This window comes from Agromyces cavernae (genome assembly GCF_021044935.1).
Classification (GTDB): domain Bacteria; phylum Actinomycetota; class Actinomycetes; order Actinomycetales; family Microbacteriaceae; genus Agromyces; species Agromyces cavernae.
The window spans coordinates 172,443-194,122 of record NZ_JAJNMP010000003.1; the positions used below are offsets into that span (position 1 = coordinate 172,443).

26 protein-coding genes are annotated in these 21,680 nt (G+C 70.5%); 11 read left to right on the plus strand and 15 right to left on the minus strand.

Going from position 1 to position 21,680, the window contains the following annotated elements; all coding sequences use genetic code 11:
- Positions 1 to 20 precede the first annotated feature (20 nt).
- The gene (locus LQ757_RS12140) at positions 21 to 1,043 is read left to right on the plus strand and encodes a 1-aminocyclopropane-1-carboxylate deaminase (protein ID WP_231047507.1); all 1,023 of its coding nucleotides are present in this window, start codon (positions 21 to 23) and stop codon (positions 1,041 to 1,043) included.
- 28 nt (positions 1,044 to 1,071) lie between these two features.
- Here the strand turns inward: LQ757_RS12140 and LQ757_RS12145 are convergent, their stop codons facing one another.
- Positions 1,072 to 2,061, minus strand: coding sequence for an ArsR/SmtB family transcription factor (locus LQ757_RS12145; protein ID WP_231047508.1), 990 nt, complete (start codon positions 2,059 to 2,061; stop codon positions 1,072 to 1,074).
- Positions 2,062 to 2,161: 100 nt separating this feature from the next.
- On the opposite strand from LQ757_RS12145, the gene LQ757_RS12150 reads away from it, so the two are divergent.
- Genes LQ757_RS12150 through LQ757_RS12160 form a run of 3 tightly spaced genes read left to right on the plus strand, consistent with a single transcriptional unit; the run spans position 2,162 to position 3,841 of the window.
- Complete coding sequence (locus tag LQ757_RS12150) at positions 2,162 to 2,548, plus strand: cupin domain-containing protein (RefSeq protein WP_231047509.1); 387 nt, start codon at positions 2,162 to 2,164, stop codon at positions 2,546 to 2,548.
- Positions 2,549 to 2,600: 52 nt separating this feature from the next.
- Complete coding sequence (locus LQ757_RS12155) at positions 2,601 to 2,891, plus strand: DUF4287 domain-containing protein (RefSeq protein ID WP_231047510.1); 291 nt, start codon at positions 2,601 to 2,603, stop codon at positions 2,889 to 2,891.
- A gap of 44 nt (positions 2,892 to 2,935) precedes the next feature.
- A complete protein-coding gene (locus tag LQ757_RS12160) occupies positions 2,936 to 3,841 on the plus strand; it encodes a 3-methyladenine DNA glycosylase (RefSeq protein WP_231047511.1) in 906 nt (301 codons plus the stop codon).
- Here LQ757_RS12160 and LQ757_RS12165 read toward each other — a convergent pair.
- Positions 3,831 to 4,079, minus strand: coding sequence for a hypothetical protein (locus tag LQ757_RS12165; protein ID WP_231047512.1), 249 nt, complete (start codon positions 4,077 to 4,079; stop codon positions 3,831 to 3,833). The two genes, LQ757_RS12160 and LQ757_RS12165, sit on opposite strands and share 11 nt — an antisense overlap.
- Before the next feature lie 144 nt (positions 4,080 to 4,223).
- On the opposite strand from LQ757_RS12165, the gene LQ757_RS12170 reads away from it, so the two are divergent.
- Complete coding sequence (locus LQ757_RS12170; protein ID WP_231047513.1) at positions 4,224 to 5,006, plus strand: DUF2306 domain-containing protein; 783 nt, start codon at positions 4,224 to 4,226, stop codon at positions 5,004 to 5,006.
- Here LQ757_RS12170 and LQ757_RS12175 read toward each other — a convergent pair.
- Positions 4,951 to 5,403: a VOC family protein gene (locus tag LQ757_RS12175; protein ID WP_231047514.1), complete on the minus strand. Its 453-nt coding sequence runs from the start codon at positions 5,401 to 5,403 to the stop codon at positions 4,951 to 4,953. The two genes, LQ757_RS12170 and LQ757_RS12175, sit on opposite strands and share 56 nt — an antisense overlap.
- A gap of 150 nt (positions 5,404 to 5,553) precedes the next feature.
- On the opposite strand from LQ757_RS12175, the gene LQ757_RS12180 reads away from it, so the two are divergent.
- A complete protein-coding gene (locus LQ757_RS12180) occupies positions 5,554 to 6,045 on the plus strand; it encodes a hypothetical protein (RefSeq protein ID WP_231047515.1) in 492 nt (163 codons plus the stop codon).
- A gap of 59 nt (positions 6,046 to 6,104) precedes the next feature.
- On the opposite strand, the gene LQ757_RS12185 is transcribed toward LQ757_RS12180, so the two are convergent.
- Positions 6,105 to 7,007, minus strand: coding sequence for an oxygenase MpaB family protein (locus LQ757_RS12185; RefSeq protein ID WP_231047516.1), 903 nt, complete (start codon positions 7,005 to 7,007; stop codon positions 6,105 to 6,107).
- A 64-nt stretch (positions 7,008 to 7,071) separates the two neighbouring features.
- Between LQ757_RS12185 and LQ757_RS12190 the strand changes: the two genes are divergently transcribed.
- Positions 7,072 to 7,359 (plus strand): DUF1905 domain-containing protein, encoded by a 288-nt coding sequence (locus LQ757_RS12190; RefSeq protein WP_231047517.1) that lies wholly within the window; start codon positions 7,072 to 7,074, stop codon positions 7,357 to 7,359.
- A 37-nt stretch (positions 7,360 to 7,396) separates the two neighbouring features.
- Here LQ757_RS12190 and LQ757_RS19410 read toward each other — a convergent pair whose 3' ends face one another.
- The 5 genes from LQ757_RS19410 to LQ757_RS12215 all read right to left on the minus strand — a co-directional run bounded on the left by LQ757_RS19410 (position 7,397) and on the right by LQ757_RS12215 (position 12,808).
- Positions 7,397 to 8,188 carry a siderophore-interacting protein gene (locus LQ757_RS19410; RefSeq protein WP_231047518.1) on the minus strand — a complete coding sequence of 264 codons (792 nt, stop codon included), beginning with the start codon at positions 8,186 to 8,188 and terminating at the stop codon, positions 7,397 to 7,399.
- A gap of 55 nt (positions 8,189 to 8,243) precedes the next feature.
- Positions 8,244 to 8,807 (minus strand): dihydrofolate reductase family protein, encoded by a 564-nt coding sequence (locus LQ757_RS12200; RefSeq protein ID WP_231047519.1) that lies wholly within the window; start codon positions 8,805 to 8,807, stop codon positions 8,244 to 8,246.
- An 18-nt stretch (positions 8,808 to 8,825) separates the two neighbouring features.
- Positions 8,826 to 10,784: an NHL repeat-containing protein gene (locus tag LQ757_RS12205; protein WP_231047520.1), complete on the minus strand. Its 1,959-nt coding sequence runs from the start codon at positions 10,782 to 10,784 to the stop codon at positions 8,826 to 8,828.
- 209 nt (positions 10,785 to 10,993) lie between these two features.
- A complete protein-coding gene (locus LQ757_RS12210; protein ID WP_231047521.1) occupies positions 10,994 to 11,428 on the minus strand; it encodes a hypothetical protein in 435 nt (144 codons plus the stop codon).
- Positions 11,429 to 11,467: 39 nt separating this feature from the next.
- Positions 11,468 to 12,808 carry a serine hydrolase domain-containing protein gene (locus LQ757_RS12215; protein WP_231047522.1) on the minus strand — a complete coding sequence of 447 codons (1,341 nt, stop codon included), beginning with the start codon at positions 12,806 to 12,808 and terminating at the stop codon, positions 11,468 to 11,470.
- Positions 12,809 to 12,947: 139 nt separating this feature from the next.
- On the opposite strand from LQ757_RS12215, the gene LQ757_RS12220 reads away from it, so the two are divergent.
- Positions 12,948 to 13,784 carry a DUF2188 domain-containing protein gene (locus tag LQ757_RS12220; RefSeq protein ID WP_231047523.1) on the plus strand — a complete coding sequence of 279 codons (837 nt, stop codon included), beginning with the start codon at positions 12,948 to 12,950 and terminating at the stop codon, positions 13,782 to 13,784.
- Positions 13,785 to 13,831: 47 nt separating this feature from the next.
- Positions 13,832 to 14,224, plus strand: a complete 393-nt coding sequence (locus LQ757_RS12225; RefSeq protein WP_231047524.1) for a nuclear transport factor 2 family protein — start codon at positions 13,832 to 13,834, stop codon at positions 14,222 to 14,224.
- Positions 14,225 to 14,236: 12 nt separating this feature from the next.
- Here the strand turns inward: LQ757_RS12225 and LQ757_RS12230 are convergent, their stop codons facing one another.
- The 5 genes from LQ757_RS12230 to fosX form a co-directional block, all read right to left on the minus strand.
- Positions 14,237 to 14,881, minus strand: coding sequence for a VOC family protein (locus LQ757_RS12230; protein ID WP_231047525.1), 645 nt, complete (start codon positions 14,879 to 14,881; stop codon positions 14,237 to 14,239).
- Between the two features lie 71 nt (positions 14,882 to 14,952).
- Positions 14,953 to 15,585 carry a GyrI-like domain-containing protein gene (locus LQ757_RS12235; protein ID WP_231047526.1) on the minus strand — a complete coding sequence of 211 codons (633 nt, stop codon included), beginning with the start codon at positions 15,583 to 15,585 and terminating at the stop codon, positions 14,953 to 14,955.
- Between the two features lie 3 nt (positions 15,586 to 15,588).
- Positions 15,589 to 16,395 carry a CPBP family intramembrane glutamic endopeptidase gene (locus tag LQ757_RS12240; protein WP_231047527.1) on the minus strand — a complete coding sequence of 269 codons (807 nt, stop codon included), beginning with the start codon at positions 16,393 to 16,395 and terminating at the stop codon, positions 15,589 to 15,591.
- A 96-nt stretch (positions 16,396 to 16,491) separates the two neighbouring features.
- Positions 16,492 to 18,102, minus strand: coding sequence for a carboxylesterase/lipase family protein (locus LQ757_RS12245; RefSeq protein WP_231047528.1), 1,611 nt, complete (start codon positions 18,100 to 18,102; stop codon positions 16,492 to 16,494).
- 50 nt (positions 18,103 to 18,152) lie between these two features.
- Positions 18,153 to 18,581 (minus strand): FosX/FosE/FosI family fosfomycin resistance hydrolase, encoded by a 429-nt coding sequence (gene fosX, locus LQ757_RS12250; RefSeq protein ID WP_308195626.1) that lies wholly within the window; start codon positions 18,579 to 18,581, stop codon positions 18,153 to 18,155.
- Positions 18,582 to 18,646: 65 nt separating this feature from the next.
- On the opposite strand from fosX, the gene LQ757_RS12255 reads away from it, so the two are divergent.
- The gene (locus LQ757_RS12255) at positions 18,647 to 19,456 is read left to right on the plus strand and encodes a hypothetical protein (RefSeq protein WP_231047529.1); all 810 of its coding nucleotides are present in this window, start codon (positions 18,647 to 18,649) and stop codon (positions 19,454 to 19,456) included.
- A gap of 97 nt (positions 19,457 to 19,553) precedes the next feature.
- Here the strand turns inward: LQ757_RS12255 and LQ757_RS12260 are convergent, their stop codons facing one another.
- Positions 19,554 to 20,987 (minus strand): amidase, encoded by a 1,434-nt coding sequence (locus LQ757_RS12260; protein WP_231047530.1) that lies wholly within the window; start codon positions 20,985 to 20,987, stop codon positions 19,554 to 19,556.
- Between the two features lie 54 nt (positions 20,988 to 21,041).
- Between LQ757_RS12260 and LQ757_RS12265 the strand changes: the two genes are divergently transcribed.
- Positions 21,042 to 21,671, plus strand: coding sequence for a TetR/AcrR family transcriptional regulator (locus LQ757_RS12265; protein WP_231047531.1), 630 nt, complete (start codon positions 21,042 to 21,044; stop codon positions 21,669 to 21,671).
- Positions 21,672 to 21,680 lie beyond the last annotated feature (9 nt).

The window sequence follows — 21,680 nt, forward strand, 5'->3', positions numbered from 1 at the left end:
ACCTGGATCAAGGAGCCCTCATGGCACTCGCCGACTTCCCCCGCCACCAACTGACGTTCGGGCCGAGCCCCGTGCACCCGGTGAACCGCTTGAGCGACCACCTCGGCGGCGCGCGCATCTGGATGAAGCGCGAAGACGTGAACAGCGGCCTCGCCTTCGGCGGCAACAAGACGCGCAAGCTCGAGTACCTCGTGCCCGACGCGCTCGCCAAGGGCGCCGACACGCTCGTGTCGATCGGCGGCGTGCAGTCCAACCACACGCGCCAGGTCGCCGCCGTCGCCGCGCACCTCGGCATGAAGGCCGTGCTCGTGCAGGAGCACTGGGTCGACTGGCCCGACGCCGTGAACGACCGGGTCGGCAATATCCTGCTGTCCCGGCTCATGGGCGCCGACGTGCGCCTCTCCCCGGCCGGGTTCGGCATCGGCTTCAAGGAGTCGTGGCGCCAGGCGATCTCCGACGTCGAGACCGCCGGCGGCACGCCCTACGCGATCCCGGCCGGCGCGAGCGACCACCGGCTCGGCGGTCTGGGCTTCGCCAACTGGGCGCACGAGGTCGCCGCACAGGAGGCCGAGCTCGGCGTGTTCTTCGACACCATCGTGGTGTGCGCCGTCACCGGGTCGACGCAGGCGGGCATGATCGCCGGATTCGCCGACCTCGAGGCGAACTTCGGCGGGCGCCCGCGACGCGTGCTCGGCATCGACGCGTCGGCGAAGCTCGACGCGACCCGCGACCAGGTCGCCCGCATCGCGCGCAACACGGCCGCCCTGATCGAGCTCGGCCGCGATCTGCGCGACGACGAGATCACCGTGCTCGAGGGCTGGGCCGGCGACGAGTACGGTATCCCGGTCGAGTCCACCGACGAGGCCATGCGGCTCACCGGCCGCCTCGAGGGCGTCATCCTCGACCCGGTCTACGAGGGCAAGTCGATGGCGGGACTCATCGACCTCGTCTCGAGCGGCGAGATCCCCAAGGACGCGAACGTGCTCTACGCGCACCTCGGCGGCCAGCCCGCCATCAACGCCTACAGCGGCCGCTATCACTGAGCCGTCGCGCGCGTCGGAGCCGCGCTCCTCACAGCACCGCTCCGACGATCGCCTCGCCGAGCGGGGTGCGGAGGTGCAGCACGCTGGCGCCCCTGCGCGTGCTCGCCACGAGGCCCGCGTCGCGCAGCACCGTGAGGTGATGCGAGGCGGTCGAGGTCGCGAGGCCGGCATCGGCGGCGACCTGCGAGGTCGTGCGCGGCTCGTGCGCGGCGAGCAGGATGCCGGCGCGCGCGGGGCCGAGCAGCGCGCCGAGCGCCCGCTCGGCCTCCTCGGGGTCGCGCGCCCACGTCTCGGTGACTCCGAGCGCGGGGTAGAAGAGGGTCGGCTGGGCGGGCGGCTCGGTGAGCACGGCGCACCGCTGGCCGCCGAACACGGAGGGCACGAGCACGAGGCCGCTCCCCCGGCAGTCGAGCACCTCGCTGTGCAGTCGCATGCCGACGCGCACCGCGTCGCCGTTCCACGCGACCGTGGGGTGCAGCGTCGTCACCATGCCAGCGAGGCCCTCGGTCGCCGCACGCCGTGACCGCACGGCGATGTCGGCGCGAAGGATCCGCTCGAGCTGCACCCAGACCGGCGCGAGCAGCGCCGCCCATGCCTCCTCCCACGCGTCCGCGATCAGCTCCCGCGCCCGCTCGGGCTGCTCCCGCAGGCGCGTGATCGCCGCCTGCCGAGCGCCCGTGGACCGCAGGATCATCTTCGCCAGGTCGGCCCGCACGAGGTCGGCCGGCACGGATCGCAGCCGCTCGGCCTCATCGCCGGGCGTCATGTCCCAGCTCGGCGTCGCAGTGAAGAAGTCGGGGAAGTACCCCTCGGCGCCGATGACGACGGCGAGCAGATCGAACGCCTCGCGCGGCACGCGGTCGCGCACACCCCGCAGCCACCCCCACTGCAGCGGATGCTCGGCCGGGCGCTGCAGCACCCGCACCGCATGGCAGAGCTCGTGACCGGGCGACACCCCGAAGCGGATGGCCGAGATGTCGTCGGGGGCGAGCCGGAAGTCGACGAAGTTTCGATCCACATCGAAACACTAACGGCATCGGATGTCCCGGCGGGAGTCTGTCTGCAGGCACCGATCCTGACCACACCGACCAAGACCGAACCGGAACGAGGTATCCCAAATGAACGCCGCCGAGATCACCATGACCCCGACGATGACGCCGCCCGCTGAGCCCGAGCTCGTCACCGCCGTCTCGCTCGTCATCGGCACGGGCCGCACCCGCCGATTCGTCGGGCGCGACCACGGCGCCGGCATCTCGTACTTCTACGTCGACAACGAGCCCGGCGAGGGCCCCGACCTGCACTGGCACCCGTACACCGAGACCTGGGTCGTGATCGAGGGCACCGCGCGCATCACGATCGGCGACCAGCAGCTCGTCGCGACCGCGGGCGACACCGCGACCGTGCCGACGGGCGTCTGGCACGGCTTCAAGAACGCCGGCGACGGGCGTCTGCGGATACTCTGCATCCACGCGTCCGACGTCATCATCCAGACCTGGGCCGACTAGCCCGGACCACCGACCCGACACCGACACCGACACCACAGGAGGAGCACGCACCATGTCGTTCCAGGCCTACCTCGACAACATCGAGGCGAAGACGGGGCTCACGCCCCGGCAGTTCATCGAGCTCGCGCACGAGCGCGGCTTCGACGAGACGACGAAGGCGACGCCGATCGTGGCGTGGCTGAAGGAGGACTACGGTCTCGGCCAGGGCCATGCGATGGCGCTCGTGCACGTCATCACGAAGGGCCCGAAGATCCCCTCGAAGCATGTCGGCACGGGCGGCACGCACAGCGACGAGTCCGACACGCTGTGGCTCGACGGCGTCGCGACGAAGCCCGGAGGCTGACGCTCGCTCGCGGGCTGCGCAGGAGCGCGACGTATCCTCGATGGATGCCCGCCGCCACCCTCTCCGCGCCGACCGTCGTGCTCGACGCCGCCGTCTGGGGCGCACGCGAGCAGGCGCACGCCGACCGCGCCGAGGTCCTCACCGCGGGCCACCGCGCCCGTGCCGCGCGGGGTGAGCGGCACCCGATCGAGGACTTCCTGTTCACCTACTACTCGTACTCGCCGTCGCTGCTGCGACGCTGGCATCCCGGCGCGGGTATCGAGCTGGCGGATGCCGCGGCAACGCCCCGCGCGGAGTGGCGCTGGTACGCCCGGGGCACGACGCCCGAGGGACTCGTCGTCGACCGCGCCGCCCTGGAGCGTGAGAAGCCTGCGATGCTCGGCCTGGTGCGGCGCATCCTGGGAAGGACGGCGGGGCGACCGGCATCATTCGGCTGCTTCGGGCTGCACGAGTGGGCCATGGTCTACCGGCAGGGCGAGCACCGGCACGCCGTGCCGCTGCGGCTCGGCCAGGCGGCGACCGACGAGGTCGTCGAGGCGCACGAGCTGCGGTGCACCCACATCGACGCATTCCGGTTCTTCACGCCCCACGCGGTACCCCGCAACCGCTTCGCGCCGACCCGCGAGACCCAGCCCGAGCTCGAGCAGCCCGGCTGCCTGCACGCGAACATGGACGTCTACAAGTGGGCGGTGAAGCTCGGCCCGCTCGTGCCGGGCGAGCTGCTGCTCGACGCGTTCGAGCTCGCACGCGACATCCGATATCTCGACATGCAGGCCTCGCCGTACGACATGCGCGAGTGGGGCGGCGAGCCCGTGCGCATCGAGACGCCCGACGGCAAGGCCGAGTACGTGCGCCGGCAGCGCGCCTTCGCCGAACGGTCGACGGCGCTGCGCCACCGCATCCTCGAGGCCTGGAACGGCGATCCGGCGTGCGCGCCGACTACACCGTGAGGTAGTGCGGGCGCGGCACGGCGCTGAGCGCGGCAGCTCCGGCGACGACGATCGCCACCGCGATGAGCCCGACCGTCATTGCCGGCGGCACCCACCCCGCCAGTGCGAATCCGTCGATCACCGCGGCATTGTTCACGAGGACCACGCCGATGCCGCACTCGATCACCGCGATGACCGCCGCGACCGCCCCCACGACGTACCACCGGTCGACGCCCCGCTGCGAGTTGCTCGAACTCATGTCTCCCCCTCAGGATTCCCTTCACGAGAGAGACGCGTTCCGCGCTCGATCATGACGCGGAACGCCCGAGGTCGTGCGCCCCGGCGCGTGTTCCGGGGGTTTGCCCCATGTCGGCCTCGCGAACCGCCGCCCTAGCCTGCCGGCATGTCCACGATCACGCGCCCCGAAGTCACGCCGGCAGCGCCGCCACCCGCATCTCATCGCATCGGCACCCGTGCCGGGTGGGCATGGGTACTGCTCTCGTCGATCGGCATCGCCGCCTTCGCGGTGACGCCCTACCTCACGTCGTCGCTGGCGGCGCTCGTCGAATCACCGACGTCGGGCCTCGCCGCGAACTACCTCGACCGGCCCTGGTTCATCGTCGCCGCGTTCTACGCCCACGTCGTCACGGGCGGGTTGGCGCTGGTGCTCGGGCCGTTGCAGTTCTGGCGCGGGCTGCGCACCCGCCGACCGCGGATGCATCGCTGGACCGGGCGCACGTACCTCGTCGCGGTCGCGATCGCCTCGGTCTCGGGCCTCGTGATCGCGTTCGTCAACGACGCCGGGTTCGTCGGCTTCTTCGGATTCGGCACCCTCGCGGTGCTGTGGTTCGTCACCGGCTGGCGCGCGTACCGGGCGATCCGGCGGCGCGACATCGACAGCCACCGGGCCTGGATGATGCGCAACTTCGCCCTGACCTACGCCGCGGTGACGCTGCGCATCTGGCTGCCGCTGCTCATCCTGTTCCAGGTGCTCGTGCCGCCGGCGCCCGGTACCGACTTCGGCGCCGTCTTCGCGAACGCCTACGCCGCAGTGCCGTTCCTCTGCTGGCTCCCGAACCTCATCGTCGCCGAGTGGCTCATCCGCCGGCGCGGCCTGCCGTCGTACCGGCTCACTCCGAGTCCAGCTCCTCGAACAGCGTCAGCTGCAAACCTGCCGGCCCGTTGAGCCGAGAGTTCACCGACCGCCACGGTGTCTGCCGCGGCTCGGCGACGAGTTCGGCACCGCCCTCGACCGCGTCATCAGTCGAGGTCGCGGCATCCGTCACCTCGAGCGCGACCCGCAGCGTCGCACTCGGCTGTCCCTCGGCCTCGACGCGGTCGATGTACCGCACCTGCGCAGCGTTCGACAGTTCGAGGGTCGCGCGGCCGGCGCCGAGGATCACGACGCGCGCGTCGTCGTCGCCCTCGTAGGCCTCCTGTTGCGGCATGCCGAGCACGTCTCGGTAGAAGGCGAGCGCGGCCTCGAAGTCCTCACCCTCGGGCACCGACACCACGAGCCGCAGTTGCTTCACGCGGCCGTGCGGGTGGGGCGGCTTCGAGGACTCAGCGGATGTCTCGTGCATGATGCACCTCCGATTCGGAGACTATCGCAGGGGGCGCCGCCTGCCGAGGAATCCGCGGGACGGTGAGCGCATCGCGCTGCACCACACGGCGCAGGGGAAATCGGTAGTGCCCCGGATGCGGTGCCGAACCCGCGGCGGTAGCTTCGCGCCATGACCCAGATCCAGAGCCTCCGACTGCCGCGCACCCACGCGCCGCGGGCGGCGCGTGCGCCCGCGGCCTATATGGGGCGCACGCAGATCGAGCGCACACACGCGCCTCGCGCGCGCCGGCGTTCGGCCGCGTCGGTCGAGCTGATCGTCTGGTCGGTCTTCACCGCGGCGACGCCGTTCGCGATCGGGATCGGGATGCTCGGCTCGCTGATTCGCGCCGAGGCCGGACACGGATTCGGCGGCTACGACGTGCTCTTCTACGTGGGCCTCGCCACCGGCATCGCCGCAGGGCTCTTCGCGCTCGGGCTCGGCGCCTGGCCGTGGGCCGCTTCCCTCGTGGCGTCACCGGCGCTCATCGTCGCCATCGGGTCGGTCTTCGACGGCGACTGGGTGCTCATGGCCCTGATCGCGAGCCCGATCCTCGTGTTCGCCGGCATCCTCGGCGTGCTCGTCACCGCCCGCAGGGCGACCGATCGCACCTGGGAGCTGTGAGCGAACGCGTCGTCGAGACATCCGTCGGCCGGATCCTCGCTCGCCGTCGCCGCGAACGTTCAGCGGAGCGCGAGCCGCGCGATGCGGGCCCGGGCGTTGCGCTCGCTCGGCGAGACCGGGCCGAGCACGAGGACACCCACGGCGAGCGCGATCCTCGTGAGCGTGATCGCCGGCCAGCGTGGGCGCCGCAGCCCGAGGAGCCTGCGGTACTCGGGTGCGAGCGACGCGACGGCACCACCGAACAGGATCGGGTACGCCAGGCCCGTGAGCCCGGGCAGCCCCGGACGCCGCAGGAACCGCACCGCCTCGACCACGCGCTCATCGACCTTCGCCTCGCGAAGGAACTCCGAGATCTCGGCACGGAGCGCGTCGACGGACGTGGGCGGGTCGGTCACGCCCATGAGCCGGCCCGCCTGGGCCCACTCGCGCACATAGGCGTCGCCACCGCCGGGGATCGCCTTGCCCCACGTCTCGTGCGCCCCGAGGAAGGCCTCGGTGAACGCGTCGTGCACCCAGCGCAGCAATTGCTCTTCGTTCGCGGAGTACTGACGCTCGACGCCCGCCGCATCGGTGTAGGTACCGGTGACATGCTCGTGCAACCGACTCACGAACGCCGATGCCGCGGTGGCGCTGCGCCGGTCGCCGAACGTCGTCGTCGCGACCCAGCGCACAGTGCCGTCGAGTCGCCCGAGCGGATCCTCGTTGTAGTGCGACCAGTCGTGCACGCCCGCCATGGCACCGGGATGCAGCGTCTGGAGGAGCAGCGCACGGATGCCGGCCACGAGCGTCGGCAGCGCACCGTTCACCGCCCACACCGCGCTACCGGGTCCGAAGAACCCGGCGTCGTCGCCCTCGGCGAGCGCTCGGGTCCACGCCGGCAACTGCTGCGGCGAGCGCGCGATGCGGCCGCGCACCCGCCAGCGAGCCCCTCGGGCTGGCGTGTCGGCGGTGGCTGCGGCCATGCAACCAGCCTAAGGATTGCGGCGACGCGGCTCCACACGCGCACGCCGCGCCTATCCTGATCGGATGGAGTTCGAGTTCCGCGGCGACCTGTGGTTCTGGCGGGGTCCGGCGCCCTGGCACTTCGTGAGTGCGCCCACCGACACGTGTGATGCGCTCAGTGCGATCTCGCCGATGGTCAGTTACGGCTGGGGCATGATCCCCGCGACCGTGCGCATCGGGTCGAGCGAGTGGCCCACGGCGCTCTGGCCCAAGGACGGCGGCTACATCGTGCCGGTGAAGGCGTGGGTTCGCGAGGCCGAGCACCTCGACGTGGGCGACGAGGTGCAGGTGCGACTCGTCATCGCGACGTAGACTCGCCCGGCGCTCCGCCGGGTCGGCGAGCTCCGCGTCAGTGCGCGCGCCAGTACCCGCAGAACGCGACGTTCGCCTTCGGCACCGAGCGCTCGTTGACGAGGTGGCGCCGCGCGCCGGTGGCGAGCTTCGACTCGCCCGCGGCGAAGGCGTTGACCGACCCGCTGAACGGCGGCAGCTCGCGCAGGTGCTCGAGCGCGGTGGCGCCCACCGCGACGTCGGGTCGGCGCACGATCCAGTGCACCGACATGCCCTCGGGTGCGGTGACCTCCTGCCGGTCGCCGAGGTCGGCGACCTCGATGAGCGCGTGCCCCGACGCGTCGCGCGGCAGGTCGCGCAGGATGCCGCCGACCGCGGGCAGCGCGCTCTCGTCGCCGATGAGCAGGGTCGTGTCGGCCTCGACCCGGCGGAACCCGCAGCCCTGGTCGATAAGTGCGACCTCCTGCCCGATGGGGAGGCCCGCTGCCCAGGGCCCGGCCACTCCGTCGTCGCCGTGCACGACGAAGTCGATGTCCATCTCGAGCAGCTCGGGCCGGAACTCGCGCACGGTGTAATTGCGGATCACGGGCCGGGTCGAACGCGGCAGCATGAGGTACTTCAGGTAGCCCGCCATGTCGAAGGTGCCGGCGAGGTTATCGAACCGGGTGTCGCCCGAGGTCGGCACGGCGAGCCGGAACCACTGGTCGAAGCCGACGTGCCGCCACTCGCGCAGGCGCTCACCGCCGATCGTCACACGCACGAAATGCGGTGAGATCTGCACGGCTTCGAGCACGTCGGCGGTGACGACCCCGGAGTCCGCGTGCGTGACGGCGATGTTGCTGGAAACCACGGGGACTCCTTCGAGTTAGGTAATGCTTACCTTACTCGAATGCGGATGCCGCCGGCTACGCCGACCGAGCCGCGAGCACCGTCAGCACGACCGGGCCGGCCGCGTCCACCGAGACGAGCCCGAGCTCTGCGGACGAGACGAACAGCCGCACCGCGTTCGCGTCGCCGATGACCGACGGAACGGTCAGCAGGCGATACTCGTCGATGCCATCGGCGGCCTGCAGCGCGCGCACGACGCTCGTGCTGCCGATCACGACCACGTCGTGTTCAGCGGCGAGGCGGGCGACGCCCTCGACCACGTCGCCATCGAGCCGCTCCGAACCCGCCCACGCCGTGAGGTCGGGCGACCCGGTGGACGCGACGACCTTCCGGGCCCGGTTCATCGCGACCGAGAACCGATCGGTCCGCTCAGGCCACAAGCGTGAGAAATGCCCCCACGTGCGGTGGCCGAACAGCACCACGCACCCGTCGAGCACGGGCCCGAGCCGGAAGACATCCCCCGCGATCGCCTCCCGCCCGAACCGGAACGCCCAGCCACCGAATTCGGCGCCCCCGCGGCCGTCGGGGTCCTCGATCACACCGTCGAGCGTGATGAACTGGATGACGATGACCTTGCCCATGTCGACTCCCCCGGACGCTCAGGGCTGCTCGGGCGTTCCGACGAGCGGCGCCTTCACGGGCGCGGCCATGCCGAGGTAGACGACGAGCCCGTCGCCGAACGGGTCGATCGGCCGCGGGACCGCGACCCAGTTATTGGTGAGCCACACGTTTCCCGAGGGGTCGACCTGTACACCGGTGTTCCGCTGCAGGCCGTCGAATCCGTAGCCTTCGTCGGGCGAGATCGCGTGACCGGTCGTGCCGGCCGGGCACGTGCTCGCCCGGGCACCGCACAGGTGCGACAGCCGCTGGTCTGCGAAGTTCGCGACCCAGAGGTTGTCGTCGCCGTCGACCGCGATGCCCCACGGCACGGTGAGCCCCGCTCCGCCGAAGCTCTCGGTCGATCCGTCGGAACCCACTCGCGCGATCGTGCCATCCAGGTCCGCACCCGGCGCGGGCACCTCGAGCGTGTTTCCCGTGCTGCACGGGATGTCGACGACGCCCGAGTTCGAAACCCAGACGTTGCCGAGGCTGTCACTCGCAGCCCCGAGCGGTCTGCGGATCGTGGAGGAGTCGCCGAACGGCGAACCCAGCAACGGCGACCCGTCGGGCGCGAACCCGTACACCTGGTCGCCGGCGTTCGCGGTCGCGAAGACCGACCCATCCGTGTTCTGCGCGACGTCGAACGCCTTGGGAATGTCGGTGCCGGCCACGAACGACGAGGTGTGGTCGCCGCCCGGGTACACGACGACGGAGTCGTTACCGCAGTTCGCGATCCACATGTTGCCGTCGACATCGGACTTGACCCCTTGCGGCCAACTCAACGGCCCGTCGGTGAATCCGTCATCGCCCGAGATCGGCTCGCCGTCGGACTCGAACGCCGACACGCTGTTGGAGGTCGGGGGCCCTTCCGTGCACTGGGAACCGGTGAAGCCGAAGTTGCCCACCCACACACGATCCCGCGTGTCGATCGCGATGCCGAACCCTGCACCGTTGAGCCCGCCGCCCGTGAACGTCTGCATCGGCTGCCCTGTCGCATACGGGTCGAGGTGGAACATGTCGGTTCCGGGGCAGATCCGCGAGGGCTGCCGAGACCAGTTGGTGTTGTTGTTCGCCCACACCCTGCCCTGAGCGTCGAACGCGACGTTGCCCGGCCCGTTGAACTGCCGCCCGTCGCCGTAGAACCGCAGGGCGATGACCCACGCCGACGGCGCCGACGTGCGGACCGGCGTGAATCGCGGGTCTGCGGGCACCTGCGCGAACACGCCCGGCGAGTCGCCCGACGGGTTGGTCGGCAGCAGCGTCATCGCCTGCCATGTGGTGTCGGGTCGCACGCCCCACGCGTCGGTCGCCGCGTCGAGGAACGCGTCGCAGTCGTTCGAGTCGTCGACGCATCCGGCGATGATGCTCGCGAGCGAGTTGAACGTCGAGAGGGTCTCGGTCGCGGTTCCGTTGGGGGCCTGCAGCAAGAACTTCGCCTGCTCACCCCTCGCGACGTCGACGAGGTTCCGGGGCATCCGCGCCGCGTTCTCGAGACCCGGTGACGGCCCGCCGACGACGCCGGCCACCGCGAACTGGGCCAGCGAGTACCCGGCCGCGACCGTCGTCATCTCGTCGATCGTGATCTTGCCCTTGCGCAGGTCGGCGAGCGATGCTGCGAGCTCGACCGTGTCGGGCACCGGCTGCCCATCGACCGTGCCGCCCCGCGCCGTCGCGTACAGCACGTCGTCGGCTGCGATCGTCTGCGGAACGCTCACCTTGAACCGCCCGTGCCGGTCGGTCGTCTCGGTCGCCACCTGCGTCGCACTGCCGGGGGTTTCGCCGGCGGCGAAGAGCTTCACCGTCGCGCCGCGGACCCCGGAGCCGTCGGCGACCACGGTGCCCGTGAAGCCCTGGCCGGTCCCGGCAGCCGTCGCCATCGCCGACGCCGGCACCATCACGGCCGCGGCGACCGCCGCGCTCGTGACGACGAGTGCGATCCTGCTCGGATTCCTCGACATGGCACGTTCCCCTCCTCGGCGGCCCGAGCCGGCCAGGCCGACAACGATCCGAAGGGTACGCCGATCTCGACCGTGCGATCAGCCCCAGAACGGGTGAGGATGCCTCATCTCAGGCTCTGCGCGCCCGGCGCGCGAACTCACCCGATGATCGCCACCGCGAACGAGAGCGCCCTTCCGAGGGGCTATACCCTACCGGGGTACTCCACAACTCATCGCCCGAGCAGGGTAGTCATCCACGTCGGCCCGGCGACGACGACACCGCCGGGCAGCCGCGCGCGCAGGCCGCGGTCGGCGGTGACCACCAGCACGCGCGCGCCTGCATCGGTGTATCGCTCGCCGGTCGACACGATGGCGCTGTCGCCATCCTTCGGCGCACGAACCACGATCACGCCGTCGGGTGCGGCGATCTCCCGCGCCGCGCCCTCCACGACGGCAACGATCTGCTCGACGACGATCTCCTCGCCCTCGGGAACGGGCACTGTTCGGCCGACGAGCCCGGGCATGCGCGCGACGAGCTTCGTCGCCGCAGCGGCGCGATCCTTCCACCAGCCGTCGGGGCGCGAGCCCATCACATTGGCCACGTCGACCACGACCGTCATCGGCACGCCTGATGCCCCGCCCCGGGGCATCCGTTCGGCCTCCATCGGCTCAGCGTAGCCTTGCACCGCCTCGCAAGGCGATGGTCAGCCGAGCGCGGCGATCGCCTCCTCGACGAGCTGCACGACCGTGGCCTCTTCGTCGGCGTCAGGGGTGAACCCCATGCGCACGACCACGAGGTCTTCGCTCGGCACGACGAGCACCTTCTGCCCGTCGTGGCCGCTCGCGTAGAACGTGTCTTCGGGCAGTTCGGGCCAGCGCAGGGTGCCGCCGGGCAGCGGGTTCACCCGCCAGCCCATGCCGTAGCCGGGGTCGTCGGTCACTTCGACGTCGGGAACGGTGAGGCTCCGCTCCATCCAGTCCTCGGGCAGCAACTGCTCGCCCTTCCACTCGCCGTTCTGCAGCGCGAACTGGCCGATGGCGGCCCAGTCGCGCGGCGTCGCCCACAGGTAGGAGGAGCAGACGGGCGTGCCCGCGGCGTCGGGCTCGAAGATCGCCGACGAGAGACCGAGCGGTTCGAGCAGGGCCTGCCGCGGCAGGTCGGCGCCGAGTCCGGTGCGTTCGGCGAGGATGTCGCAGAGCAGCGTCGTGCTGCCGCTCGAGTACAGCTGCACGGTGCCCGGATCGTGGACGAGCGGCAGGCTCGCCACGTAGGCGCCCATGTCGGGCTCGAGGTAGAGCATGCGCGTGATGGGGGTGCCGAGGTCGTAGGTCTCGTCCCATTCGAGGCCGCTCGTCATGCGCAGCAGGTGCTCGACGGTGATGTTCGCGCGTTCGTCGGTCCATTCGGGCCGCAGGTGGTCGTCATCGAGCGCGACGACTCCCTGCTGCACGAGCACCCCCGTCAGCAGGTCGGTCACGCTCTTCGACATCGACCAGCCCAGCTGCGGGGTCGCGGCGTCGAACCCTTCGGCGTAGCGCTCGGCGACGAGTTCGCCGTCCTTCACGACGACGACGGCCCGCGTGCCGAGCGCCGCGGCAGCCCCCTCGGACCGATTCTCGCCGAACGCGCGCGCGATCGCCTCGTCGAGTGCGGGGTTCGCGGCGGGCGTCGGCGCGTCGGTGAACGGGTTGCCTCGCGATGAGATGGCGGATGCCTCGCCGAGTTCGGGCCGCTCGCCGGAGAGCGTGCAGCCGAACCCATCGGTGTACCAGGCCTGCTGATGGGCGAACTGCCCGTACAGGGTGGCGGTCGTCGGATCGCCCGCGCCGTCGACCTGCAGGTAGGGCACGAGCGGATTCGGCGGAAGGTCTGTGGCGGGGTCGTCGCGACCGGCGACTGCGGTGACCGCGCAGGCGTTGTGCGCCGCGTAGCCCGTTCCCGTCAAGAGGATCGGCTTCTGCCCGAGGTAGCCGCCGGCGAACACGGCGATGAGGACGAGGGCGGTGACGGCGACGATGACGATCACCCGACGAAGGATGTGCACCAGCGGATGGTAGCAAAGCGGATGCGGGTGTCCGAATCGCTCGACAGGGTCACTCGAACGGGGACTGGAGGGCGTCGGTTCCGAGGTCCATATTCGAGACAATCGGATTTCCCGAGCAATCCTCACGACAGGAGCGATCATGGACGCGTCGGCGTTTCGAACGGTCCAGCCGGCGCACTTCCCCTTCGGCTCCTGGGTCGTGCGCTCATCGCCCACCGGCCCGGTCCTCGTCACCGAGCGCACCCAGGAAGGCGCGATCAGTGCTGCTCGGGCCGATCTCGCGGCGAACGGCGGCGGTCAGGTCGCCGTGTACGGCCGTGACGGCACTGAGCAGCAACGCCTCACCGTGAAGCCGGCAGCGGTGGCGGGGCAACCGGTCTCGGGCGCAGACCTGCTGGATGCCGCGGGCGCAGCGGGCGCACGGGTGCGGGGTGAGGTGTTCGACGGCGATGGCGACGGCGAGGCCGACGGCGACGGCACGCTCAACCGGCTGGTCGAACTCGGCCCCGACGGACCGGCGAAGGACGCCATCCGGCAGGCCAGGCAATTGCTCGCGTGGTTGACTGCCGCCCTCGCGTTGTTCCCGCTCCTGCCGGCCTCGGTGATGAGCGCCGAGCTCGGCGGCGGCTTCGCGGGCATCTTCCTCGGCACCCTGGCGTGGTCGCTCGGGGTCGCGATCATCGCGTACGCCGTGATCGCCCACCCCAGTGTGCGCTCGACGGTCGGCCTCTCACTCGTCGGTCTCGCGGCGTTCTGGGTCTCGAACGGCCTCGCCGGCCTCTTCGGCGGCACCGTCCTCACCGTGGCCGCACCGCTGCCGACCGATCCCGGCCCGACCGGGATCTTCACCTGGATCGTCGACATCGGCGCCGCCGCCATCGCGAACTACGGCTTCCTCGGGTTCGTGATCGGCACGGTGCTCGGCGGAATCGTCGGGTGGCGTGGCGCCGAGCTGTACGAGCGGCTGCATCCGTAGAGCCGATCGCCGTTGATCCGGGCCCGACCTTCGGGCATCCTGAACCCATGAGCGACCGTGAGGAATTCCTGGCCTGGCTCGACGGCGAACTCGTGCAGGCGGAGCGAGCCATGTTGAACGGCGATACCGGCCCGCGCCGTGAGATCTGGTCGAAGGTCGAGCCCGTGAGCGTGCTCGGCGCCTGGCGGAACGCGGTCGGTCGAGAGGACCTGGTCGAGGCGTTCGAGCTGCTCGCCCCGAGCTTCTCGAACTGCACCGACTACGCGTTCGAGCTGATCTCGTTCGATATCGCCGACGGCATGGCGTACACGGTCGGCTACGAGCGCATCTCGGCCTCGATCGATGGTCAGCCACGAACGTTCACGTTGCGCGCGACCCAGGTGTACCGTCGCGAGGACGCCGGCTGGCGCGTGGTGCACCGGCACGCTGACACCCTGTAGGTTCGCGCGGCCCTACTCGGTCGCCGCAGTCGACGTTCCCCACTCGAAGCCATCGGGGTCGGTGAAGGACCCGGCATCGCCGTTGACCTGGAGCCGGTGCGATCCGGAGCCCTCGGGAGCGACGCCGGCGGACTTCGCGAGCGCGCGGCGCTTGTAGAGTCCGAGGCCGATCGGGCTGCCCGGGGTCGCGAAGTCGACGTAGCTGCCGAAGCTCTTCGCGACCCCCAGCCCGCGGTCGACGTAGAACCGCTTGGTCGCCGGAACGTCCTCGGCTCCGAGCAGGAGAACGATGCTGTCGAACTGCTTGCTCGCCGGGCGGGTGTCCTTCTTGGTCGAGGTCGCGAGGTTCCAGATCGCCCCGTCGGGTGCCTGGACGACGCCGCCGACACCCCAGAGCGACTTCTCGACGGGCTTGAGCACCGTCGCCCCGGCGGCGACCGCCGAGTCGAACAGCGCGTGCACGTCGGCCGGCTGCGCCACGACGAGCGACATCGTGAATCCGCGGAAGCCGGTGGTCGGGGCATCCGACGCACGTGTGCGCACCTGATCTTGCAATCCGAAGGCATCGGCGTAGAAGCGTACGGCCGCTTCGGGATCGACGACGTCGAGCGTGATCGAGTCGATGGACGTGAGGGTGAGGGAGTCGGTGTTGTTCATGCCTTCGACGTTATTCACGGCCGACCGCGCGTGCTTCTCGAATCCTGCTCGATCAGGCTGGCGCTGCGCGCTCAGACCGGGCGCACCGGCTGGCGCAGGATGGTGCGGAGCTTCTCGGGCGCCGTTCGACGGGCATCGCTCAGGTAGATCTCGTGGTGGTCGCCGTTGAACGTGAGTCCGTGCTGCGGCATCCACTCGTGGTGCAGCCGCGCGAGCGTCGGTGCCTCGTCGTCGTACGAGCCGACGTGGAGGATCTGAGCCGAGCGCCCTTCGCGGAGCTCGCGGAGTCGCAGCCTCGCGAGCGCGGGCCGCTCGCCCTTCGCGCGCACGGCCGTGACGGCGTCGGCGACCATCGCGTCGTCGATCCAGTCGGGCTGCGAGATGAGCATCGTCCAGCTCCAGGCCGTCTTGTCGCGAGTCACGAACGATTCGGGATCGTCGGCGCGCCAGAGTCCCTCGAGCGGCGCGACGACGAAGTCGCGACCGAGCTGCTGCTTGCTGCGGAACTTCACCGCGTAGGCCACGCTGAAGAGCGCCTCGACGGCGTCGGCGTACGCGGGCGCGGTGTTCGGATCGCCGTGCCCGTCGACCGCGAGGTACGTCGCCGGCGGCACGTCGACGATCGTGAAATCCCGAGCGGATGCCCCGTAGAGCTCGCGCCGGTCGCGCTTGACGTCGTATTTCTCGCTCGGGTCGACGCTCATGGGTCAGCCCGCGGCTGTTGCTGCCGCGCCGATCACCGCGGAGGTGATGAACACCCAGTCGTTGATGATGTGGGCGCCGGCCGACACCCAGACGTTCTTGGTGCGGATGAATGCGAGGGTGAGCGCGATGCGCGCCGAGCCGATGATGACGATCGCCTGCACCCAGTTCCAGTCGTAGGTGGGCAGGTGGGCCGCACCGAACCAGACCGACGAGATGATCCAGGAGAGGATGATCGCCGTCTTACGCGAGACGCCCGCCTTCGCGAACAGGAAGTACATGAGGGCGAGGAACGGCAGCACGACGAACACCTCTTCGCCGACGAGTTGGATGCCGCTGCCGATGTAGAGGGCGATCGTGTCGGCGACCCCACCCGTTCCTGCGCCCTCGATGGTCGTGTTCGGGGCAACCGGGAAGACGAGCGAGACGAGCCCGCCGATGACGAACGTCAGGGCGATGTTGAGGGCGGCGAAGAAGAACATGTTGCCCACGTCGACGACGCGCACGCGGCGGAAGATCGCCGTCCAATGGCGACCAGCGACGAGGGCGAGCACGGCGAGCGGGATCGCGACGAACAGCGCACGCGGCAGGATCGCCACGAAGTTGTTCGGCTGCGGGATGAACATGAGCGCCAGGATGCCGACCGCGGCCGAGGCCCAGACGAGGATCCACCTGCCCACCGAGAGCTCGACCGGCACCGCGTTGTAGAACGGGAAGTCGGCCCCGTCGCGCCGTTCGATGAGGCGCCCGAAGCGGTCCTTCTCGGTCACGGGCCGGATCTGCCCCGACGTCGTGTTGGGCTCGGTGGTCATTCTGCTCCCCTGAGTGCACGTGGCCGCTCCCCCTCGGAGCGTGCCCGCCTATCCTGACAGAGCGAGCAGTCGGATCGCGCGGAACGATCCCGTGCGTCACCCCGACAGCGATGGCGTGAACGCGTCCCAGGCCCGGCGTCGTTCGCTGCGCGGATCTGCCTCGACGCGGTCCGTTGCGTCGATCACGAGCGTCGATCGCGCCTGCTCGTCGTATCGGGGCCACTGGGGCCCCGGCGTTCCGGTCTCCGCGAAGTGCAACCAGTGCTGCCGCATCCGCTCGCCCGCCGCCGCGTACTCCTCATAGCCGCCCAAGGAGGTGATGAACCGAGCCATCGGTGCCCCGATCTGGTTGAACAGTGCGAACATCTCGACGCCGTGCGTCGCGTCGAGGCCGACGAGCTTGAGCAGGCGCGGCGCGAAATCGAACCGGTACGACCAGACCGGCGCGTGCCGGGAGCAGGTGTCGGCCACCCGCGTGCTCGGGTACCAGAATCCGTAGTCGCCGCCGAAGTCCGCGGCGGCCCGCCGCGAGGAGCGCAGCTCGGGGTACGCCTCGCGCATCGCTCGGCGCGCGACGCCGGGGGCCCGGGCGAACACCTCGCTGATCCGCTTCTCGGTCCGCGGCAGGATGTCGCCTCGACCACGGAAGATCGAGCCCTCCCGATCGTTCGTGCCGATGATGAGCGGCACCCGGCTCGAGCGGCCTTCGCGAAAGGCGACGAACGGTCGCTCCGGGACGATGTCGCCGTCGATCACCGGCGCGAAGCAGAACGCGCCGGCGTAGGCATCGGGCGTCCGCACCTGGAGTGCGACGGATGCGGCGACGAGGTCGTCGGCGCTCGCGTCGGCCAGCAGCTGCTGCGGCGTCGGGGGCGTCGGCGGGACGCCGGCACCTGGCGCCGTCTCGCGCGCCGCGGCATCCTTCTCGTCACGCTCGCTCACGACCCCGCGCAGGAGCGCGACGTACTCCGCCGCCCACCTCGCCGTCATCTTGCGCTCGTAGACCGCGTCGGGCGGCGGGCTCTGCGCGATGGCCCCGGCGAAGAGCTCGCGCGCGGACGGTGTCGCCATGAGCGTCGTGACCGCGTTGCCCCCCGCCGACTCGCCGAACACTGTGACCCGAGCGGCATCTCCACCGAAGGCGGCGATGTTCTCCCGGACCCATGCGAGCAACGCGATCTGGTCGCGCAGCCCGAGATTGCTGTCGAAGCGGCGTCGGTCGGTGGTGTACCGCGTGAAGTCGAGGTAGCCGAGCGCGCCGAGCCGGTAGTTGAAGCTCACGTACACGACGCGCCCGCTGCGGACGAACCCCTCACCCTGTCCCGAGAAGTCACGCGACGAACCCGCACTGTATCCCCCGCCGTGGATGAAGACCATAACCGGCAGGGGCACGCCGTCCGCCTCGCGAACGGGTGCCGAGACGTTCACCGTCAGGCAGTCCTCGTCGGCGGTGACGGCGCTCACCGCAGCTCCGAGCAGGCGAGGACGCCAGCCGTGCTGGGGTGCGACCGCGCCGAACGCCGACGCGTTGCGGACACCGATCCACGGCAGCACCGGCGCAGGCGCCCGGAACCGCAGATCCCCCGTCGGCGGGGCCGCATACGGCATACCGCGCCACGCGAGCATCTCGCCCTCACGAACTCCGCGCGCGACGCCACCCGTGACGCGGACGTCGAGCCCGTCATCCGTTCCCGCGTGCGCGGTCACTCCCGCCCGCCGCTCATCCCCTCATTCAATCCCTGCCGTGTCCGTTCCGTCTACCTCGCCGCGGGCGGCGTGTACACGGCGAGGCGTTCGCGCAGCGAGCCGGCATGCAGCTCGAAGAGGTGGCCGTCGTCGTCGTAGAAGTAGACGGAGTCGCCTTCGCCGTCGACCCGCGAGCGCGGTGGGCGGATGTCGAGGCCGAGGTTCGCGATGGTCGCGCGCAGGCCGGGCAGGTCGGCCCGCTCCACTTGGAACGCGACGTGGTTGTAACTGCGCGGCAGGCCGCCGTCGCCGAACATGATCGCCACCCAGGTCGCCGCATCTCCGTCGCCGATGAGGAAGAACCGCTCCTCCGAGAGCGAGAACGTGCGGCTGCCGCTGTCGTAGACGCGGACGGCGCCGAGCACGTCCGTGAGGATCCGCTCCATGCGATCGAGGTCGCGCACGATGAAGGTCACATGACTGAGTCCGCTGCTGGTCACCCCGCAACGCTATGCGACGCTCGGCACTGAGAGAATCGCCATGGATGCCCGAACGGAGGCGGTTGATGCGAGAAGACGAGTACGTCGAGCAGGAGCTGCGGCGAGAGCCCGGCCTGGCGGATGAATGGCTGCGGCAGAACAACCTGATGTACGGCGCCCTCGTCGGCATCTGCATCGTGCTCGTGCAGCCGCTCGTGACCGTTGCCGCGCCCTCGTCGCTCGGGCTCGCGAGCATCATCCTCTTCGCCATCGCCATCCCGTTGCTCGCTGCGCTCATCATGCTGAACTGGCAGGAGCACTACCGCCATCGCCTCGCGAGGTCTCGCACGGTGACCGTGGCCCGGTCGCTCGCGATGGGTGCCGCGTTCGCCGGGGTCGTGACCACATTCTGGGAGATCAGCTGGATCGCCGGGGTCGGGCTGCTCGTCAGCGCGTTCGTCGCGTTGTTCGTGCACGGCGCGGGGTACGCGGGGGTCGAAGGAATGCTGAATTGGCAGAACTGGTCGTGGCGACCTGAGGGCCGCCTGGCATCCGGCCCGCCCGTGGCAGCCGGTGGCGAGGCATCCGGTCAGCCCGGCGGCGACGACGCGCCGTTCACGCTCTGCTGCCTCCTCTGGGCTCGGCCCGGACTCGAAGACGACCTCGTCGCCTACGAGGATCGCGTGCTCGCGCTGCTCCCCGACTACGGCGTCGAGGTGACCGAGCGAGTGCGGAGCGACCGAGGGCCGGAGCATCCGCTCGAAATCCAGCTGTACCGCGTCCCGAGCCAGGTGCTCCTCGACGCGTACCTCGCCGACCCGCGGCGGCTCGAGCTCGCCGCCGAACGCGACCGCGTCGTCGCCCGCACCGAGCTGTTCCGGGTGCCCCGCCCGTAGGGCGCTCATTCCTCGACAGGTGCGCGCTGGTCGCGGTCATGGTGCTCCTTCAGGTTGTCAACGACGGTGATGACGGTGGCGAAGCGCAAACGCGGTCTCAGTACGATGCGGCGGCGGCGGTTGCGGCGGCGGCGAACTCCAGTGCCGGCCACCAGGCCGGGTCGGTCCACAGGGCGAGTTCCTGCTCGAGCGCGGCGCCGACGCGGAACACGGTGGCGTCGTCGTACGTGCGGCCGACGATCTGCACGCCCGTCGGCACGCCGTTCGGGGCGATGCCCGACGGCACCGCCAGCACCGGCACCCGGCCGATCACGTTGAACGGCAGCGTCATCAGCTTCGAGAACACGTCGGCACTGTCGGTGCAGGGTTCGTCGGCGGCGAGGCCGGTCGTCGCGATCGTGGGGCAGATCAGTGCGTCGTAGCCGGTCATGAGCTCGGCGAACGGCCGGTAGAACGCGGATTCCGCCTCGAGGCCGCTCACGTAGTCGCCGCCCGCTGCGGCCTCGGCGGCGAACGCGCGGGTGTACGGCATCAGCTGGGCGGCGCGAGCCTCGTCGCCCTCGGCGATGCTCTCGATGAACGGCCCCATCACGGCGCCGAAGTGCGGCCATGCCGTCGACAGCACCCGCTCGGGCCCCCACGGCAGGGCGACCTCGTCGACGGTCGCGCCCGCGGCGACGAGCGCCGCAGCGACGGCACGGGTGTTCGCCTCGATCGCGGGGTCGACGTCGTAGCCGCCGAGGTCGAGACACAGGGCGATGCGGATGCCCCGCAGCGAGCCCGCCGCGCCCGAGACCGCCGCGACCTCGCGAAGCGATGCGGCGTCACCGACCCAGGGGCCCGAGATCACGTTCTGCAGGAGCGCTACGTCGGCCACGCTGCGCCCCATTGGCCCGTCGGCGCAGTAGGTGTCGGAGTTGAACGGCGCCATCCCCGGTACCCGGCCGAACGGCGGCTTGAACCCGACCACGCCGCAGAACGAGGCGGGGATGCGGATCGACCCACCGATGTCGGAGCCGGTCGCGAGCAGCGTCGACCCGGCCGCGAGCACCGCTCCCGAGCCGCCCGACGAACCGCCCGGCGTGAAGTCGGGGTTCCACGGGTTGCGGGTGATGCCCCACAGCTTCGAGTGAGTCACCGGCGCGCAGCAGTATTCGGGGGTCGTCGTGCGAGCGTGGATGACCGCGCCGGCCGCCTGGATGCGCTCGACGATCGGATGCGTCTCCTCGGCGATGGTGCCCTGTTCGAGCAGGCAGCCGTCTTCGAGCGGGCGGCCGGCGATCGGCTGCTCATCCTTCAGCATCAGCGGGATGCCCTCGAGCGCGCCGACGGGCTCCTCCGCGACGAATCGCGCCTCCGACCTGGCGGCCGCCGAGCGCGCCTCATCGATCCACTGCTCGGTGACGGCGTTGATCATCGGCTCGGTGGCCTCGGTGCGCGCGATCACCGATTCGAGCAGGTCGACCGGGGAGAGTTCCCGGCGTCGGAACAGCTCGGATGCCTCGGTGGCCGTCAGTCGATACAGGTCCATGCAGGTCTTGCCTTTCGTGCGTCCGTACAATGTACGGACGATACTGTTGCACGCATGGCGCGACGTCAAGAGGTTCCGCAGGAGATTCGGCAGAACCTGGCCCGGCACGACCTCACGTCGGCCGCGATCACACTCATCGAACGCGATGGTCTCAACGCCTTGACCATGCGGCGACTCGCCTCAGAGCTCGATTGCGCCCCGATGAGTCTGTACACCCACGTGCGCAGCCGCGACGACCTGATCGACGCGATCGTCGCCCACCTGATCGAACGACTCGACCTGCGCGAACCCAGCGGCGAGTCCTGGCAGCAGCTCATCCGGCAGACGCTCGACTCCTACCGCGACCTGGCGGTGCAGCTGCCGAACTCCTTCGAACTGCTCGCCCTCGCACCGTACGGCTCGTCGCCCGTCGCACCGCATCTGGGCACCGTCGTCGCACGCCTCGAGCAGACCGGCCTCGCGCCCGAGCACGCGCGCCAGATCCTCGGCATCGTCGACGCCTACGCGTCGGGGTTCCTCGTCGTGTGGGCGCGAAGCCGGGCTCAGGGCCCGCTGAACGATCAGCTCGCGGCGCAGTCCGGGATCACCGGCCTGCGCGACCTCGAGATGTTCGATCAGGGTCTCGATGCGCTGATCGCCGGCCTCGACGCGACGCTCGTCCGAGGCGGCCCCTCCGACGCGTAGCGGTCCCCA